17 protein-coding genes are annotated in these 17,375 nt (G+C 55.0%); 6 read left to right on the top strand and 11 right to left on the bottom strand.

Annotation, left to right across the window (positions count from 1 at the left end):
• Nucleotides 1-704 precede the first annotated feature (704 nt).
• The 11 genes from fis to ACI2JR_RS18115 all read right to left on the bottom strand — a co-directional run bounded on the left by fis (nucleotide 705) and on the right by ACI2JR_RS18115 (nucleotide 10,228).
• Nucleotides 705-1,001: a DNA-binding transcriptional regulator Fis gene (gene fis, locus ACI2JR_RS18165; protein ID WP_000462905.1), complete on the bottom strand. Its 297-nt coding sequence runs from the start codon at nucleotides 999-1,001 to the stop codon at nucleotides 705-707.
• A 25-nt stretch (nucleotides 1,002-1,026) separates the two neighbouring features.
• Complete coding sequence (dusB, locus tag ACI2JR_RS18160; protein WP_132729490.1) at nucleotides 1,027-1,992, bottom strand: tRNA dihydrouridine synthase DusB; 966 nt, start codon at nucleotides 1,990-1,992, stop codon at nucleotides 1,027-1,029.
• A 359-nt stretch (nucleotides 1,993-2,351) separates the two neighbouring features.
• A complete protein-coding gene (prmA, locus tag ACI2JR_RS18155; protein ID WP_132729491.1) occupies nucleotides 2,352-3,233 on the bottom strand; it encodes a 50S ribosomal protein L11 methyltransferase in 882 nt (293 codons plus the stop codon).
• A gap of 11 nt (nucleotides 3,234-3,244) precedes the next feature.
• Nucleotides 3,245-4,696, bottom strand: a complete 1,452-nt coding sequence (gene panF / locus ACI2JR_RS18150) for a sodium/pantothenate symporter (protein WP_132729492.1) — start codon at nucleotides 4,694-4,696, stop codon at nucleotides 3,245-3,247.
• Nucleotides 4,686-4,928, bottom strand: coding sequence for a YhdT family protein (locus tag ACI2JR_RS18145; RefSeq protein ID WP_132729493.1), 243 nt, complete (start codon nucleotides 4,926-4,928; stop codon nucleotides 4,686-4,688). Before ACI2JR_RS18145 ends, panF begins: the two co-directional genes overlap by 11 nt.
• Nucleotides 4,929-5,039: 111 nt before the next feature.
• A complete protein-coding gene (gene accC, locus ACI2JR_RS18140; protein ID WP_132729494.1) occupies nucleotides 5,040-6,389 on the bottom strand; it encodes an acetyl-CoA carboxylase biotin carboxylase subunit in 1,350 nt (449 codons plus the stop codon).
• 10 nt (nucleotides 6,390-6,399) lie between these two features.
• Nucleotides 6,400-6,867: an acetyl-CoA carboxylase biotin carboxyl carrier protein gene (gene accB, locus ACI2JR_RS18135; protein ID WP_132729495.1), complete on the bottom strand. Its 468-nt coding sequence runs from the start codon at nucleotides 6,865-6,867 to the stop codon at nucleotides 6,400-6,402.
• Nucleotides 6,868-6,889: 22 nt separating this feature from the next.
• Nucleotides 6,890-7,342 (bottom strand): type II 3-dehydroquinate dehydratase, encoded by a 453-nt coding sequence (gene aroQ, locus ACI2JR_RS18130; RefSeq protein ID WP_132729496.1) that lies wholly within the window; start codon nucleotides 7,340-7,342, stop codon nucleotides 6,890-6,892.
• A gap of 233 nt (nucleotides 7,343-7,575) precedes the next feature.
• On the bottom strand, nucleotides 7,576-8,175 hold the full coding sequence (gene msrQ, locus ACI2JR_RS18125) for a protein-methionine-sulfoxide reductase heme-binding subunit MsrQ (RefSeq protein WP_462479142.1): 600 nt from the start codon (nucleotides 8,173-8,175) through the stop codon (nucleotides 7,576-7,578).
• A complete protein-coding gene (gene msrP, locus ACI2JR_RS18120) occupies nucleotides 8,175-9,176 on the bottom strand; it encodes a protein-methionine-sulfoxide reductase catalytic subunit MsrP (RefSeq protein ID WP_132729498.1) in 1,002 nt (333 codons plus the stop codon). Before msrP ends, msrQ begins: the two co-directional genes overlap by 1 nt.
• A 77-nt stretch (nucleotides 9,177-9,253) precedes the next feature.
• A complete protein-coding gene (locus ACI2JR_RS18115) occupies nucleotides 9,254-10,228 on the bottom strand; it encodes an acrylyl-CoA reductase (NADPH) (protein WP_132729499.1) in 975 nt (324 codons plus the stop codon).
• A 219-nt stretch (nucleotides 10,229-10,447) separates the two neighbouring features.
• Here ACI2JR_RS18115 and csrD point away from each other — a divergent pair, with 219 nt between their 5' ends.
• The 6 genes from csrD to rng all read left to right on the top strand — a co-directional run bounded on the left by csrD (nucleotide 10,448) and on the right by rng (nucleotide 17,347).
• Complete coding sequence (gene csrD / locus ACI2JR_RS18110) at nucleotides 10,448-12,388, top strand: RNase E specificity factor CsrD (protein ID WP_462479141.1); 1,941 nt, start codon at nucleotides 10,448-10,450, stop codon at nucleotides 12,386-12,388.
• 303 nt (nucleotides 12,389-12,691) lie between these two features.
• Complete coding sequence (gene mreB / locus ACI2JR_RS18105; RefSeq protein WP_002918653.1) at nucleotides 12,692-13,735, top strand: rod shape-determining protein MreB; 1,044 nt, start codon at nucleotides 12,692-12,694, stop codon at nucleotides 13,733-13,735.
• Between the two features lie 70 nt (nucleotides 13,736-13,805).
• On the top strand, nucleotides 13,806-14,798 hold the full coding sequence (mreC, locus tag ACI2JR_RS18100; RefSeq protein WP_462479140.1) for a rod shape-determining protein MreC: 993 nt from the start codon (nucleotides 13,806-13,808) through the stop codon (nucleotides 14,796-14,798).
• A complete protein-coding gene (gene mreD / locus ACI2JR_RS18095; RefSeq protein WP_004868276.1) occupies nucleotides 14,798-15,286 on the top strand; it encodes a rod shape-determining protein MreD in 489 nt (162 codons plus the stop codon). Before mreC ends, mreD begins: the two co-directional genes overlap by 1 nt.
• Before the next feature lie 7 nt (nucleotides 15,287-15,293).
• Nucleotides 15,294-15,875, top strand: a complete 582-nt coding sequence (locus ACI2JR_RS18090) for a Maf family protein (protein ID WP_462479139.1) — start codon at nucleotides 15,294-15,296, stop codon at nucleotides 15,873-15,875.
• Between the two features lie 2 nt (nucleotides 15,876-15,877).
• Nucleotides 15,878-17,347, top strand: a complete 1,470-nt coding sequence (rng, locus tag ACI2JR_RS18085; RefSeq protein ID WP_132729503.1) for a ribonuclease G — start codon at nucleotides 15,878-15,880, stop codon at nucleotides 17,345-17,347.
• Nucleotides 17,348-17,375: the final 28 nt, after the last annotated feature.

Raw genomic sequence — 17,375 nt, 5'->3', positions numbered from 1 at the left:
AGTGACCATAAGCTCTCCCGAATCAGGAGAGCAGATTAACCCCTGGATCTAATTTCAGGCGTCGGATATGGATCACTTTCGCACCGTTGGTAACAATAATAAGACCTCTGAATAATCCGTCAGGTGGTATCGGCTGCGATACGGTACGGAATGGCCTATTTTACCATCGACACGATAACCGCCAGCTAGCTGAAATAATCTCAATGTATGACCGGCGTAAATATCATGGAGATAAGTGGGGAATTATGTGGGAAATATGCGGAATAAAATAATGAAATAGCGCAGAAAACCGCGTAATTACTGAGATCTTGATATAACAGATTGATTTTTAAATCGTCGTCTCGTCATATCGTTGGCCAAAAGAAAGGGAATGGCGGCTTCAGATTACTCGTCAGGACGGGGAGCTAAACGTGTTCCCATAATGGCCGTAGAGGCCCTCAGGCCCATAAGGGTCAAACAGATACTGTTCGATCGGAATAAAGGCGGAGAATGTGACCAGGGAGCGCCTGACGACGTTTATTAAGTGGTTTCAGGTCATTACCATCATGGACAGTATGACGTTATTCCGGGAGGAAAGGGAACCGCAGCAATAAGTATTATGGGAATGAAGGCAGAGAGGGGATGAGAAAAAAACGTCAGAGAGTAAAAAGGCGCTTCCCCATGCCGAAGAGCGCCTTTTAAAACAAGCAATTAACTGATTAGTATCAGTTCATGCCGTATTTTTTCAGTTTCTTACGCAGAGTACCGCGGTTGATGCCCATCATCAGGGCCGCACGGGTCTGGTTACCACGGGTGTATTGCATCACCATGTCCAACAGGGGCTGTTCAACTTCAGCCAGTACTAGCTCATACAGGTCATTCACATCCTGACCATTCAGTTGAGCAAAATAGTTCTTCAGTGCCTGTTTAACCGAGTCACGCAGGGGTTTTTGAGTTACCTGGTCCTGAGAGTTAACGGTAGAAACGGTCAGTACGTCAGAATTTACGCGTTGTTCGAACATAGTTCTGTCAGCTCTTTATTTCTGTTTACGCAAAATTTTCGAAGTATGCCTCCAACGCCTCCAGCTGATCGCTGGCATCCTCTATGGCGTTGAATGTGCGCCGAAACTGGTCATTTGGGGCGTGCTCCTGTAGATACCAGGAGACGTGCTTACGTGCAATTCGGTACCCTTTTGCCTGGCCATAAAAGTCATGCAATTCCCGAACATGCGCGCAAAGCAAACGCTTAACCTCTGCCAATGGCAGCGGGGGCAGCAGCTCCCCAGTGTCCAGATAATGCTGGATTTCCCGAAAGATCCAGGGTCTTCCCTGAGCCGCGCGGCCTATCATAAGGGCATCTGCCCCCGTATAGTCGAGCACGGCTCTGGCTTTAAGCGGGTCAGTAATGTCACCATTCGCGATAACCGGAATGGAAACTTTCTGCTTAACTGCCCGAATACTGTCGTATTCAGCGTCTCCGTTAAACAAACAGGCGCGTGTGCGTCCGTGAATAGTCAGAGCCTGAATGCCACACTCTTCAGCCAGTTGGGCAATTTCTACACAGTTACGGTGTTCCGGCTCCCAACCGGTGCGAATCTTGAGTGTCACGGGAACGTCCACTGCCTTGACGACCGCCGTCAGGATTAACTTCACCTGCTCGGGATACTGCAAGAGGGCTGAACCTGCGAGCTTGCGATTCACCTTTTTCGCCGGGCACCCCATATTGATATCAATAATCTGGGCGCCGCTTTCCACGTTAATACGGGCGGCTGCGGCCATCTCTTCCGGTACGCTACCGGCGATTTGCACGGTACGAATACCGGGCTCATCAACGTGCACCATCCGTAAACGAGACTTGTCACTCTCCCAAACCTGCGGGTTGGAGGACATCATCTCGGAAACGGTTAAACCGGCTCCCATCTCATAGCACAGCGTCCGGAATGGTCTGTCAGTAATGCCAGCCATAGGCGCTGCGATCAGGCGATTTCTGAGCTGATAGTGTCCGATGCGCATGAGTTAAGAAATGACCATACTGTGACTGCAAGGCGGCGTATATTACGCATTTTTTGCACGAGATGAAAGGCCAAACTTTGAACAATCCTCTGTCACAGATCAATGAATCCAGGATGAACGTAAAAGCGATGAGTAAATTATTATATTAATCATTGCGTTAATCGCCAGTGGATAATTTGTGTCCATTTATAAAATCGCAAAACTTCTCGATTTTTCTTAGAAAAAGGTGGCTGCAGACGGCATAAAACGCTGTTTTTGTAGCCAAAAAAGTGCTTCGTAATGCGATCTGGCTCTCATTTCCTGGCATCATTCGGTGGCTACTGGAAACAAAAATGCGGCCCGCAGGCCGCATTCCACGGTTACGTTCTCTGGCCGGTAATTCGGCACCACTCTTCTTTTTCCTCCACCGGGTCGAGGGTAAAGCGCTCGGCATAGGCTTCGCAGACGCTTTCCGCCTGGCTGGCGAGAATACCGGAAAGGCCCAGCAGGCCGCCTGAAACGGGCAGCACGCTGATTAACGGGGCTAACTCACGTAATGGGCCTGCCAGAATGTTGGCGACCACGACATCGGCGCTGAGGGCTTCTGGCTGATCCTGCGGTAGATAAAGTTCCAGACGCTCGGAGACGCCGTTACGTTCGGCGTTATCGCGGCTGGCCTGAATCGCCTGTGGGTCGATATCGATGCCAATCGCTTTCGCCGCGCCAAGTTTCAACGCGGCAATCGCCAGAATGCCCGAGCCACAGCCGAAGTCGATAATTGTTTTACCGGTCAGGTCCAGACCATCCAGCCACTGCAGGCAGAGCGACGTTGTCGGGTGAGTTCCGGTACCAAATGCCAGACCCGGATCCAGCATGACGTTGACCGCATTTTCATCCGGGACTTCACGCCAGCTTGGGCAAATCCACAGCCGCTCGCCAAAACGCATCGGGTGGAAGTTATCCATCCACTCACGTTCCCAGTCTTTATCTTCCAGCTGTTCGATTTTATGCGCGAAACCAGCGCCCAGCAGCGGGTGCTGCTCAAGAATAGCCACCACTTCATGCATATCGCTTTCGGCATCAAACAGGCCGATAACGTCCGTGTCTCCCCACAGACGAGTTTCACCCGGCAGCGGTTCGAATACCGGCGTATCGTGAGTATCCTGGAAGGTGATGGAGACCGCGCCGGCCTCCATCAGCGCGTCGCTTAACTCTTCCGCATGTGCGCCGGTGGTATTCAGTTTCAGTTGGATCCAAGGCATAGCAAAACTCTTTATTTGTCAGTAGTCATAAGGGGGGCCGGTGGTACGGGTTGACCAAAACGGTTACCCGCCACAAAAGCCAGCAAACTTAGCAGCAGCGAGGGCACAATCGGATGAAAGCCCAGGTACTGAATATTGAATGTTGCGAGTACGGCATACAGTACGCCACCCACGAGCATGGCACTGAGCGCGCCGGCGGCGTTTGCACGCTCCCAGTACAGCCCCAGCACCAGCGGCCATAAAAACACCGCTTCCAGGCCGCCGAAGGCCAGCAGGTTCAACCAGATAATCATTTCCGGTGGTCGCCATGCTGCCAGCATCATCAGGATCCCTAGCACCAGCGTGGTGGCCGTTGAGATCCGTTTTAGCTTCAGCTCATTGTGTCTTTTGGTCGGCTGTGCGCTCAGCCAAAGATCTTTAATGATCGTAGCCGATGCCTGCAATAAATGGGCGTTCACGTTCGACATGATCGCTGCCATCGGTGCGGCCAGAAACAGCCCGGCGGCCCACGGTGGCAAAACCTGCACCATCAAGGTCGGGATCACCTGATCCGGGACGGTCAGATCCGGCAGTACCGCGCGACCGAGCGCCCCCGCCAGGTGCATACCAAACATCAGCAAGGCGACAACCACGGTACCGATAATGATCCCACGGTGGACGGCTTTGCTGTCTTTATAAGAGATACAACGCACGGCGGTATGCGGCAGGCCAATCACGCCAAAACAGACCAGCACCCAGAACGACGTCATAAAGGTGGGGGTCAGAATGTCGCCTACGCCTTCGGGCGACACCAGCTGCGGGTTGATTTGCTGCAGGGTATCCACCGCATGATGCAGGCCGCCAGCCGCGTGTACGACACCCACCAGCAGCACGATGGTTCCAATCAGCATAACCATACCTTGCATGGTGTCGTTCAGCACGCTGGCGCGAAAGCCGCCAAACGCCGTATACAGCGCGATGGTAATGCCGAAGATCAGCAGGCCGGTTTCATACTTAATGCCCGCAGCAGTCTCCAGCAGGCGCGCGCCGCCGATAAACTGTACGGCGATGGCCCCGACGAAGGCGACCAGCAGGCTGACGCTGGCTATCCAGACCACCGCCCGACTCTGATAGCGAGCCTGCAGCATATCGTTGAGCGTGATGGCGTTGTAGCGCCGGGCGAGGATCGCGAATTTTTTCCCGAGGATCCCCAAAGAGAGCCAGATCGTCGGGACCTGGATCATCGCCAGCAGGACCCAGCCGAGTCCGTATTTGTAAGCGGCCCCCGGGCCACCGATAAACGAGCTGGCGCTGATATAGGTGGCGGTCAGCGTCATGGCCAGGACAAAGCCGCCCATCGAGCGGCTACCGAGGAAGTACTCGCTCAGGAAGCTGCCCTCGCTGCGTTTACGCATGGCGTAGATGGACAGACCGAATACCACGCCCAGGTAGGCTATTAGCACGACGATGATTTCAAGCTGCATCGTTATCCTCCAGAGGGATATCGCGGAAGATGAACCGTACCATCGCCCAGCACAGCAAAGTAAACAGCAGGGGCACCAGCAGGCAGGCCATTTCGAACCAGTGCGGCAGGCCGGTTATACCGATTCCATTACCCGGTAGATAGGCTGCAGCCAGCCAGGCGGCAAGATAGAGAAGGGTCAGCCACAGCGCCCAGCGCGCTTCTTTGTGGGCCTGAACAAACCGTTTGTCCATTTTTTAGTCCCAGGTGGATGAAGAAAGCGGGGATTGTACCGCATGGACAAGATCACGAGAGAGAAAAAGAAAAAAGGCCGGATGATCCGGCCTTTTGCTGTGCATGCAGGATTATTTTTCCTGCATGCCGAGTTTTTTCTCCAGATAGTGGATGTTGGTTCCACCATGCTGGAAGTGCTCGTCATTCATGATGCGAATCTGCAGATCGACGTTGGTTTTGATACCGTCGATAATCAGTTCCTGCAGCGCATTTTTCATGCGTGAAATCGCGACATCACGGGTCTCGCCGTAGCAGATCAGCTTGCCAATCATTGAGTCATAGTACGGAGGTACGGTGTAGCCTGCGTAGATATGAGACTCCCAGCGTACGCCAAAACCGCCCGGCGCGTGGAAGCGGGTAATTTTACCCGGGCTCGGCAGGAAGGTGTTCGGGTCTTCGGCGTTAATACGGCATTCCACCGCATGGCCACGAACCTGGACTTCTTCTTGCTTGATGGACAGCGGCTGACCGGCAGCAATACGCAGCTGCTCTTTGATCAGGTCCACGCCGGTGATCATTTCGGTAACCGGGTGTTCAACCTGAATACGGGTGTTCATTTCAATGAAGTAGAACTCGCCGTTTTCAAACAGGAACTCAAAAGTACCTGCCCCGCGGTAGCCGATATCGATACACGCTTTGGAGCAGCGCTCGCCGATGTAACGACGCAGTTCCGGGGTAATGCCCGGCGCCGGCGCTTCTTCGACCACTTTCTGGTGACGACGCTGCATCGAACAGTCGCGTTCAGCCAGATAGATAGCGTTGCCCTGGCCGTCAGCCAGTACCTGGATCTCGATGTGACGAGGATTTTCCAGGTATTTTTCCATGTAAACCATGTCGTTGCTGAAAGCCGCTTTCGCTTCAGCTTTGGTCATGGAGATGGATTGCGCCAGTTCAGCATCGCTGCGCACCACGCGCATACCGCGACCGCCGCCGCCGCCGGAAGCTTTGATAATCACCGGGTAGCCGATGCGTTTCGCATGGGCGCGGTTAGCATCCATGTCGTCGCCCAGCGGGCCGTCAGAGCCTGGAACGGTTGGAACGCCGGCTTTCTTCATGGCGGTAATTGCCGACACTTTGTCGCCCATCAGACGAATGGTGTCGGCTTTTGGCCCGATAAAGATAAAGCCTGAACGTTCTACCTGCTCGGCAAAGTTGGCGTTCTCGGAGAGAAAACCGTAGCCCGGGTGAATCGCCACCGCGCCGGTGATTTCAGCCGCGCTGATGATCGCCGGGATATTCAGATAGCTTTTTACGGACGGAGCCGGGCCGATACAGACCGTTTCATCCGCTAACAATACGTGTTTTAAATCGCGATCCGCAGTGGAGTGCACAGCAACGGTCTTGATGCCCAGTTCTTTACAGGCACGCAGGATACGCAGTGCAATCTCGCCACGGTTGGCGATAACAATTTTATCCAGCATGTTCGCCTCGTTACTCGATGACTACCAGCGGCTCATCAAATTCTACCGGTTGGCCACTTTCGATCAGAATGGCTTTCACCACGCCGGATTTATCGGCTTCGATCTGGTTCATCATTTTCATCGCTTCGACGATGCACAGGGTGTCGCCCACGTTAACTTTCTGGCCGACTTCCACAAACGCTTTGGCGTCCGGGCTCGGGGTGCGGTAGAAAGTACCGACCATCGGGGAACGTACGATGTGACCACTGAATTCCGCTTTCGCCGGTGCTTCTGCCTGAGCAGCGGCGGCCGGTGCTGCTGCAGCCGGTGCCTGAGCCTGCATCATTGGCGCGGCATAAGCCTGCTGCATTACCGGGTAGCTTGCATTCGGCGCGGCGCGGCTGATGCGTACAGACTCTTCGCCTTCAGAAATTTCCAGTTCGGAGATGCCTGATTCTTCAACCAGCTCGATCAGCTTTTTAATCTTACGAATATCCATGAGTGGGTTCCGTACTCTTTGTTTAGTGTGATTGTGACAGGCGTTTTACCGCCGTCTGTAAAGCGTATGAATAGCCGTCCGCACCCAGTCCGCAGATAACGCCCGCGGCGATATCCGACAGATAAGAGTGGTGGCGGAACGGTTCGCGTGCATGTACGTTGCTCAGGTGAATCTCGATAAACGGGATGCTCACCGCAAGTAACGCATCGCGGATAGCCACGCTGGTGTGCGTAAACGCGGCCGGATTAATCAGGATATAGTCCACAGTGTCTTTAGCCTGATGAATTCGGTCGATGAGCGCGAACTCCGCATTGGATTGCAGGTGATCCAGCGCCACGTTCAGAGCCGAAGCTTCTGATTCCAGACGGTTAACAATCTCAGAAAGCTTAAGGGTGCCATACTTCTCAGGCTCGCGTGTACCAAGCATGTTAAGGTTAGGTCCGTTTAAAAGCAAAATGCGAAACTTGTCAGCCATTACGTGGCTATCTCCTGCCATTTTCGGGTAAAAAACAAAATATACCTTCGATGCGCGCTTGTCACCTTTTCAGGGTCAGAAAACCCCGTCAGGAAAACCAAAGTCGCACATTATAACGATTTCGTAGCAATTGGCAGCTAAATACTGGTCTTATCAGGGAAGATTATCAACCGCTATCGTTAAAAGAGTCGCGGCTGATAAAAGATCTGCGGGAAACTGCACATATCTGTGGGTTATCGCCACCACAGGCGGAACTTCTTGTAACGCCATGCTAAGAGCAAGGCGGCGAGCACGATGTAAATCACCGGCTGCGGGGATAATATCTTCACCGACCACCAATAGTGGATAGGGACAAGGATCGCTGCCAGATAGACGAAGTTATGCAGCGTTTGCCAACGTCGGCCTAATTTTCGTTGTACAGCCTGCGTAGAGGTCGCGGCCAGCGCCAGTAAAATCAGCCAGCTGATCAACCCCAACGTCAGATATGGCCGGCTGACTAACTCCGAACCCAGCAGCGCCAGGTTGTTGATACCTAACTCCAGCAAGGTATAACTGGTGAGATGCAGCGTCGCCCAGGCAAAACACCATAGTCCCAATAAACGCCGGGTGAGAATCAATAAAGGTTGTTTAGCGTAGCGCGCCAGCGGCGAGACAAGCAAGGTCGCGAGCAGAAATTTAAGAGCCATCCTACCGGTAAAGTGTTGAATATCTTTTGCCGGGTCGGCGCTAAAGTAGCCCTGTTGTGCGGCCCAGAAGAGCCAGATAAAGGGTAAAAAACCGGCCAGATGGAGAAGGACCTTCAGCCAGGTAATCTGTTTTACGCTCAGGCGCACTAGTAATTCTCCCGCAGATTCAGACCCCGATAGAGCGATGCCACCTCTTCAGCATAGCCGTTGAAGAGCAACGTCGGCTGACGCTTAACATCGAGCACGCCGCCTGAACCGATAAAGCGCTCCGTGGCCTGCGACCAGCGCGGATGATCGACATGCGGATTGACGTTGGCATAAAAGCCATATTCATCCGGCCCGGCCAGATTCCAGGTCGTTGGCGGACGTTCGCGGGTCAGTTCAATACTGACGATGGACTTGATGCCTTTAAAGCCATATTTCCAGGGAACCGTGAGGCGCACCGGCGCGCCGTTTTGCGGCGGCAGCGCCTTCCCGTAGACGCCGACGCTCAATAGCGTCAGGGGATGCATGGCTTCATCCAGCCGTAGCCCTTCAACATAGGGATAAGCCAGCCCGCCGCCGATAAAGCGGTCCTTCTGTCCCGGCATCTGGTCTGGCGCATAGACGGTTTTAAACGCCACAAAGCGGGCATTGCTGGTGGGTTCAACCAGCGCCAGCAGCTTATGCAGCGGAAATCCTACCCATGGCACCACCATCGACCAGGCCTCGACGCAGCGCATCCGATAAATACGCTCTTCCAGCGGAAAGCGTTTGGTCAAATCGTCATGATCGAGCGTCAGCGGTTTGGCGACCTCGCCGCCGATGGTGAGGGTCCAGGGATCGGTACGCAGGCTGCCGGCGTTGGCCGCCGGGTCGGCCTTATCCAGACCAAATTCATAGTAGTTGTTGTAACCAGAGACTTTATCTTCCGGCGTGAGCGCCAGCGTACTTTGCCATTCCGCAGGCTTGTTGAACGTCAACGCTTTACCTGCCGGAGCCGGCGGGCGATCGTGGCCTTTGAACCAGTCCAGGAGATCGGCCCGCGCCGTGGGGGAAAGCGAAAGGGCTGTCGCGGTAATGCCCAGGGTTTTCAGGACCTGGCGGCGTTGCAGCATAAAAACGGATTCTGCCGTTACGTCGGCTTCCGTGAGTTTCTTCGGTTTCATGACATCCTCCGGCATGCTTTTTCCTAAGCATGACGGAGGCGGAGATTTATCGCGAATATGTCACGAAAAATTGCAGATTAGGCGATCTTCACCAGCGTCCGACCCTGGATCTGGTTGTTCATGATCTTGTCGGCGAATGCCGGGGCTTCTGCGAGGGTAATTTCCGTGGCGCTTTCGGCGAAGAACGAATCCGGCAGGTCGCGAACCAGCCGTTGCCAGGCTTCTGCGCGGCGCGCGGGCGGCGTCATGACCGAATCCACGCCCTGCAGGCGCACGTTACGCAGAATAAAAGGCATCACCGTGGTCGGCAGCGCGAACCCCCCGGCCAGACCGCAGGCGGCGACGCAGCCGCCATAGTTCATCTGCGCCAGCACCTTCGCCAGCACTTTATCCCCGACGGTATCAATCGCTCCGGCCCACAGCTGCTTCTCCAGCGGACGGGATTCGGCAAATTCGTCGCGACCGAGAATACGCTGCGCGCCGAGGCTTTTCAGGTATGCATGAGTGCTTTCGCGGCCGGAAACCGCAACGACCTGATATCCCAGACGATGCAGCAGGGCGACCGCCGTGCTGCCGACGCCGCCGCTAGCGCCCGTCACGATGATTTCACCCTCCTGTGGACGGATACCGGCATCTTCTAACGCCATGACGCACAGCATGGCGGTGAAACCCGCGGTCCCAATAACCATCGCTTTGCGGCCATCAAGACCGTCTGGCATGGCCACCAGCCAGTCGCCTTTCACGCGTGCGCGCTCGGCCAGGCCGCCCCAGTGGGTTTCACCCACGCCCCAGCCGGTGAGCAGCACCTGCTGGCCGCAGTGGAAGCGCGGATCTTCACTGGCGTGGACGGTGCCGGCGAAATCGATGCCAGGAATCATCGGAAAGTTGCGGATGATTTTTCCCTTGCCGGTAATGGCCAGCGCATCTTTATAGTTGAGGCTTGACCATTGAATATCGACGGTAACATCACCCGCCGGAAGCTGCCCGGCGTCAATGGTTTGCACCGAAGAGATTGTTTTGCCATCCTGCTGTTCTAATATTAAAGCCTGCATCTGCGGGTCCTTATTTGTGCAAAGATTGGAAAAATTTTACTGCAGACTATACTCGCTATCGGCATTATTACGCCGACATAACGCAATAAATTGCCAGAAACGTCAGCTTTGATAGTATGCCTCGCGCTTTAGAAAGTTAGTGCTTACTTTAGGTAAAGCGCCAGTACCGGTGCCTGAATATCTATCGGGCGGTCATTCACTCGCGGAGTTAACACAGGGATGCGATTAACGACGAAGTTCTCAGCATTTGTCACGCTGCTTACCAGCCTGACCATCTTTGTTACGCTTATAGGTGCTTCGCTGAGTTTTTATAACGGTATCCAGCAGAAAATGGAGAATCGCGTCCAGGCCGTGGCGACGATGCTGGATAACCGTCTGGTCTCTTCCTCCTTTGCGTCGCTCGAACCGCAGATGGATGAGCTGATGACACCGGTGGAGGTCGTCCACGTTGACTTCCTGCTCAACGGCAAGCCGGTCTACAACCATTCGCGTAGCGGAAGCTATCGCCCGCCGGGCAGCAATAATCAGTTTCGCGACATCACGGTGCCGTCGCTAAAGCACCCTGGCATGACGATCCATCTGGTCTATCTCGATCCGATGGTCAATTACTTCCGCTCGCTGCATATCACCGCGCCGCTATCGGTCGCCATTGGCTTTATGGTGCTGGTTATCTTTTTCTCCGTCCGCTGGATCCGCCGTCAGCTGGCGGGGCAGGAGCTGCTTGAGGTGCGCGCGGCGCGTATTCTCAACGGTGAACGCGGGCCGCAGGTGCGAGGGTCGGTACACGAATGGCCGGCGAGTACCAGCAGCGCGCTGGATATGCTGCTATCCGAACTGCAGTTTGCCAGCGATCAGCGCAGCCGCATGGATACGCTTATTCGTTCTTATGCCGCGCAGGACACCAAAACCGGGCTCAATAATCGCCTGTTCTTTGACAATCAGCTGGCCACCCAGCTGGAAGATCAGGAGAAGGTTGGTTCGTACGGCATCGTGATGATGATCCGCCTTCCGGAATTCGATCTGCTGCGCGATAACTGGGGACGGGCCGCCGCGGAAGAACATTACTTTACGCTCATCAATTTGCTTTCTACTTTTATTATGCGCTATCCGGGGGCGCTGCTGGCGCGCTACCACCGGAGCGATTTCACCGTTCTGCTGCCGCACCGTACCTTAAAAGAGGCCGATAGCATCGCCGGGCAGCTGTTAAAAGCGATGGATGCGCTGCCTCCGACGCGGATTCTGGACCGCGATGACATGATGCACATCGGTATCTGCGCCTTCCGCAGCGGGCAAACCCCGGCTCAGGTGATGGAGCATGCCGAGGCAGCAACGCGTAACGCGGTGCTGCAGGGCAGCAATAGCTGGGCGGTTTACGATGATTCGTTGCCGGAGAAAGGGCGCGGTAACGTCCGCTGGCGTACGCTGATTGAACAAATGCTCAGCCGCGGCGGACCGCGGCTGTATCAGAAGCCAGCCGTCACCCGCGATGGCCGCGTCCATCATCGTGAACTGATGTCCCGGTTGTATGACGGTACGGAAGAGGTGATCGCGGCGGAATACATGCCGATGGTGCAGCAGTTTGGCCTGGCGGAAGAGTATGACCGCCTGCAGATTACGCGCTTGCTGCCGTTTTTAAGCTTTTGGCCGGAAGAAAACCTGGCTTTGCAGGTGACGGTGGAGTCGTTGATCCGCCCGCGATTTCAGCGCTGGCTGCGCGATACCTTGATGCAGTGTGAAAAATCGCAACGTCGACGGATTATTTTTGAACTTGCAGAGGCAGATGTTTGTCAATATATCGGCCGCTTACAACCGGTAATGCGCCTGGTGAATGCTTTGGGCATCCGGGTTGCCGTTGTTCAGGCCGGATTAACGCTGGTTGGAACCAGCTGGATCAAGCAGTTGGACGTCGAGGTGATTAAGCTGCATCAGGGGCTGTCGCGCAATATCGAAAAACGCAGTGAGAACCAGCTGTTGGTTCAGAGCCTGGTGGAGGCCTGTAAAGGCATGCCGGTCCAGGTTTTTGCAACCGGGGTACGCAGTCGCAGCGAGTGGCAGGTGCTGTCTCAATGCGGTGTGACCGGTGGTCAGGGAGAATTTTTTGCCGCCTCACAGCCACTTGACACAAATGTGAAAAAATATTCGCAAAGATACTCGGTTTGATCTGCCGTTTAGCGTGATTTCACGTAGAATAACGCGCGCCATAGTGAAGGGGGTGTGCTTGTCTACCTGCCGGATTATCGCAATGTAAATGCCAGTTAATAACCTTTGACGGGTTACAGATTCAAGCGCGGAGCGCTGTTGAAGATTTCAGCACTGAATGGACCGGTAAATTTGTAACGAAGGAAATGAACTGCACTAATTTTCACCGTAGCAGATGATTTTTGCGCCTTGTCGCTGCTGCGTGTGGTTGGTAAAGTAAGCGGATTTTGTTTTCCGCCCCAGCTTTCAGGATTATCCCTTAGTATGTTAAAAAAATTTCGTGGCATGTTTTCCAATGACCTGTCCATTGACCTGGGTACCGCGAATACCCTTATCTATGTAAAAGGACAAGGCATCGTATTGAATGAGCCTTCCGTTGTGGCCATTCGTCAGGATCGTGCCGGTTCGCCGAAAAGCGTCGCTGCAGTTGGTCATGAAGCGAAGCAGATGCTCGGGCGTACACCGGGCAATATCGCGGCGATTCGCCCGATGAAAGACGGCGTGATCGCCGACTTCTTCGTTACCGAAAAAATGCTCCAACACTTTATTAAACAGGTGCATAGCAATAGCTTCATGCGTCCAAGCCCGCGTGTTCTGGTGTGCGTGCCGGTCGGCGCGACCCAGGTTGAGCGTCGTGCGATTCGTGAATCTGCTCAGGGCGCTGGCGCTCGTGAAGTGTTTCTGATCGAAGAGCCGATGGCGGCTGCGATCGGTGCTGGCTTACCGGTTTCTGAAGCAACCGGTTCGATGGTGGTGGATATTGGTGGCGGTACCACCGAAGTCGCGGTCATCTCCCTGAACGGGGTAGTTTACTCCTCATCCGTGCGTATCGGCGGCGACCGTTTCGATGAAGCCGTGATTAATTATGTGCGTCGTAACTACGGTTCCCTGATCGGTGAAGCGACGGCAGAACGTATTAAGCATGAAATTGGTTCGGCTTACCCGGGCGATGAAGTGCGTGAAATCGAAGTTCGCGGGCGCAACCTGGCTGAAGGTGTACCCCGTGGCTTCACCCTGAACTCGAACGAAATTCTTGAAGCGCTGCAGGAGCCGCTGACCGGTATCGTCAGCGCGGTGATGGTGGCGCTGGAACAGTGCCCGCCGGAGCTGGCTTCCGATATCTCCGAGCGTGGTATGGTTCTGACTGGCGGTGGCGCGCTGCTGCGCAACCTCGACCGTCTGTTGATGGAAGAGACAGGTATTCCTGTCGTAGTTGCAGAAGATCCACTGACTTGCGTCGCGCGTGGCGGCGGTAAAGCGCTGGAAATGATCGATATGCACGGCGGCGACTTGTTTAGCGAAGAGTAGTCAGCCGAAGGTCCAGGGTAGCCTTGAGGGCTGCCCTCGGTCTTAACTGACACGAGAATACGCATAGCCTATGAAGCCAATTTTTAGCCGTGGCCCGTCGCTACAGATTCGCCTTATCCTGGCGGTTCTGGTGGCGCTTGGCGTGATTATCGCCGACAGCCGCCTGGGTACGTTCAGTCAGATTCGAACGTACATGGACACAGCCGTCAGTCCTTTCTACTTTATCTCAAATGGTCCCCGGGAACTGCTGGACAGCGTATCGCAAACGCTGGCAACCCGCGATCAGCTCGAACTGGAAAACCGCGCGCTGCGTCAGGAACTGCTGTTGAAGAACAGCGATTTGCTGATGCTGGGTCAGTACAAACAGGAGAACGCGCGTCTGCGTGAACTGCTGGGTTCGCCGCTGCGCCAGGATGAGCAAAAGATGGTGACTCAGGTCATCTCAACGGTTAACGATCCCTACAGCGATCAGGTCGTCATCGATAAAGGCAGCGCCAGCGGCGTGTATGAAGGCCAGCCGATCATCAGCGACAAAGGCGTGGTCGGCCAGGTGGTGGCCGTGGCGAAGATGACCAGCCGCGTGCTGCTGATCTGCGACGCGACGCACGCGCTGCCGATTCAGGTGCTGCGCAACGATATCCGCGTGATTGCGGCCGGTAACGGCTGTACTGACGATCTGCAACTGGAGCACCTGCCGGCCAATACCGATATTCGCGTCGGCGATGTGCTGGTCACTTCCGGCCTTGGCGGGCGTTTCCCGGAAGGCTATCCGGTCGGCGTGGTCTCTTCTGTGAAGCTGGATACGCAGCGTGCGTATACGGTCATTCAGGCGCGTCCAACGGCGGGTCTGCAGCGTTTGCGTTATCTGCTGCTGCTGTGGGGAGCCGATCGTAACGGCGCTAACCCGATGACCCCGGAAGAGGTTCATCGCGTGGCGAATGAGCGCCTGATGCAGATGATGCCGCAGGTGCTGCCGGCACCTGACGCCATGGGGCCGCAAATGCCCGCTCCCGCCACCGGCATGACGCCGCCTCAGCAACCTCTGCCTGCAGGGGGGCAATAGTGGCAAGTTATCGAAGCCAGGGACGCTGGGTTATCTGGCTCTCGTTTCTTATCGCGCTATTGCTACAGGTTATGCCCTGGCCGGCGGATCTCACCGTCTTCCGGCCGAACTGGGTGTTCCTGATCCTGCTCTACTGGATCCTCGCCCTACCGCATCGGGTGAACGTGGGGACGGGCTTCGTGATGGGAGCTATCCTCGATCTGATCAGCGGCTCGACGCTGGGCGTGCGTGCGCTATCGTTAAGTATCATCGCCTATCTGGTGGCACTGAAATATCAGCTGTTCCGCAATCTGGCGCTCTGGCAGCAGGCGCTGGTGGTGATGATGTTATCCCTTGCGGTGGATATCGTTGTTTTCTGGGCAGAGTTTTTAGTGATCAACGTCTCTTTCCGTCCGGAAGTGTTCTGGAGTAGTGTAGTAAACGGTGTGCTCTGGCCATGGTTATTCCTGCTCATGCGTAAAGTGCGTCAGCAATTTGCGGTGCAATAAGGTTGATATGACGATTCTGTATCTCGCTTCAGGTTCTCCGCGTCGGCAGGAACTGTTGACTCAGATGGGGCTCTCTTTTGAGCGTCTGGTTCCCGGTATTGAGGAACGACGCGGTACTCAGGAGAGCGCTCAGCATTATGTTGCGCGTCTGGCGCGAGAAAAAGCGCAGGCTGGCGTAGCGATGGCTGCGCGCGATCTGCCGGTGCTGGGAGCTGATACCATTGTCACCCTTAACGGCGAAGTGCTGGAAAAACCGCGCGACGCCGGGCACGCCGCAGAGATGCTGCGCAAACTTTCCGGTAAAACCCATCAGGTGATGACGGCCGTGGCGTTGGCGGATAAGCAGCAGACGCTGGATTGCCTGGTGGTGACGGAAGTGACCTTCCGCCTGCTCTCTGAGCAGGATATCGCCGGCTATGTGGCCAGCGGCGAACCTTTAGACAAAGCAGGTGCATACGGTATTCAAGGGTTGGGTGGCTGTTTCGTCAGGAAGATTAATGGCAGCTATCACGCCGTGGTCGGCTTACCGCTGGTAGAAACGTATGAGTTGCTGAGTAACTTTAACTCACTGCGTGAAGAAAAGGGATAAAGATGACGGCTGAATTATTAGTTAACGTAACGCCATCGGAGACGCGCGTTGCGTATATTGATGGCGGCATTCTGCAGGAAATTCATATTGAGCGCGAAGCGCGACGCGGAATCGTAGGCAATATCTACAAAGGTCGTGTCAGTCGTGTACTGCCGGGGATGCAGGCGGCTTTTGTAGATATTGGCCTGGACAAGGCTGCATTTCTGCATGCGTCAGATATTATGCCGCATACCGAGTGCGTCGCCGGGGAAGAGCAAAAACAGTTCACCGTGCGCGATATTTCCGAGCTGGTACGCCAGGGCCAGGATCTGATGGTGCAGGTGGTGAAAGATCCGCTGGGGACCAAAGGCGCCCGCCTGACGACCGATATTACGCTGCCTTCCCGCTACCTGGTATTTATGCCCGGGGCTTCACACGTCGGCGTGTCGCAGCGCATCGAAAGCGAAGCCGAGCGCGAGCGGCTAAAGAAAGTCGTTGCCGACTATTGCGATGAGCAGGGCGGTTTTATCATTCGTACCGCCGCGGAAGGCGTGCATGAACAGGAAATGGCCGCCGATGCCGCCTATCTCAAGCGCGTCTGGACGAAGGTCATGGAGCGTAAGAAACGTCAGCAGACCCGCTATCAACTCTATGGCGAGCTGGCGCTGGCTCAGCGGGTGCTGCGTGATTTCGCCGATGCGCACCTCGACCGTATCCGCGTGGACTCCCGCCTGACCTATGAGTCGCTGATGGAGTTTACCGCCGAATATATGCCGGAGATGACCAGCAAGCTGGAGCACTACAGCGGCCGCCAGCCGATTTTCGATCTCTTTGACGTGGAGAATGAGATTCAGCGCGCGCTGGAGCGTAAGGTGGAGCTGAAGTCCGGCGGCTATCTGGTTATCGATCAGACCGAAGCGATGACCACCGTGGATATCAACACCGGGGCGTTCGTTGGTCACCGTAATCTCGACGATACGATCTTCAATACCAATATTGAAGCTACCCAGGCCATCGCGCGCCAGCTGCGTCTGCGTAACCTGGGCGGCATTATCATCATTGATTTCATTGATATGAATAATGAGGATCATCGCCGTCGGGTGCTGCATTCGTTAGAACAGGCGCTGAGCAAAGATCGGGTGAAAACCAGTATTAACGGCTTTTCCCAGCTTGGGCTGGTGGAGATGACCCGTAAACGTACCCGTGAAAGCGTGGAGCATGTCTTGTGTAAGGATTGCCCTACCTGCCACGGTCGCGGTACGGTGAAGTCGGTCGAAACGGTGTGCTATGAAATCATGCGTGAGATCGTGCGGGTGCACCATGCCTACGATTCCGATCGTTTCCTGGTCTATGCTTCTCCTGCGGTAGCGGAAACCCTGAAAGGGGAAGAGTCGCACGCGCTGGCGGAAGTCGAAATCTTTGTCGGCAAACAGGTCAAAGTACAAATTGAACCGCTCTATAATCAAGAGCAGTTCGATGTCGTTATGATGTAATCATCGGGTTTGTCTCTGTGCAGGCGTT

It is taken from the genome of Klebsiella sp. NPDC088457 (genome assembly GCF_044900465.1).
In the GTDB taxonomy this organism is placed as follows: Bacteria; Pseudomonadota; Gammaproteobacteria; order Enterobacterales; family Enterobacteriaceae; genus Klebsiella.
This window is presented reverse-complemented; position numbering and strand designations above follow the sequence as displayed.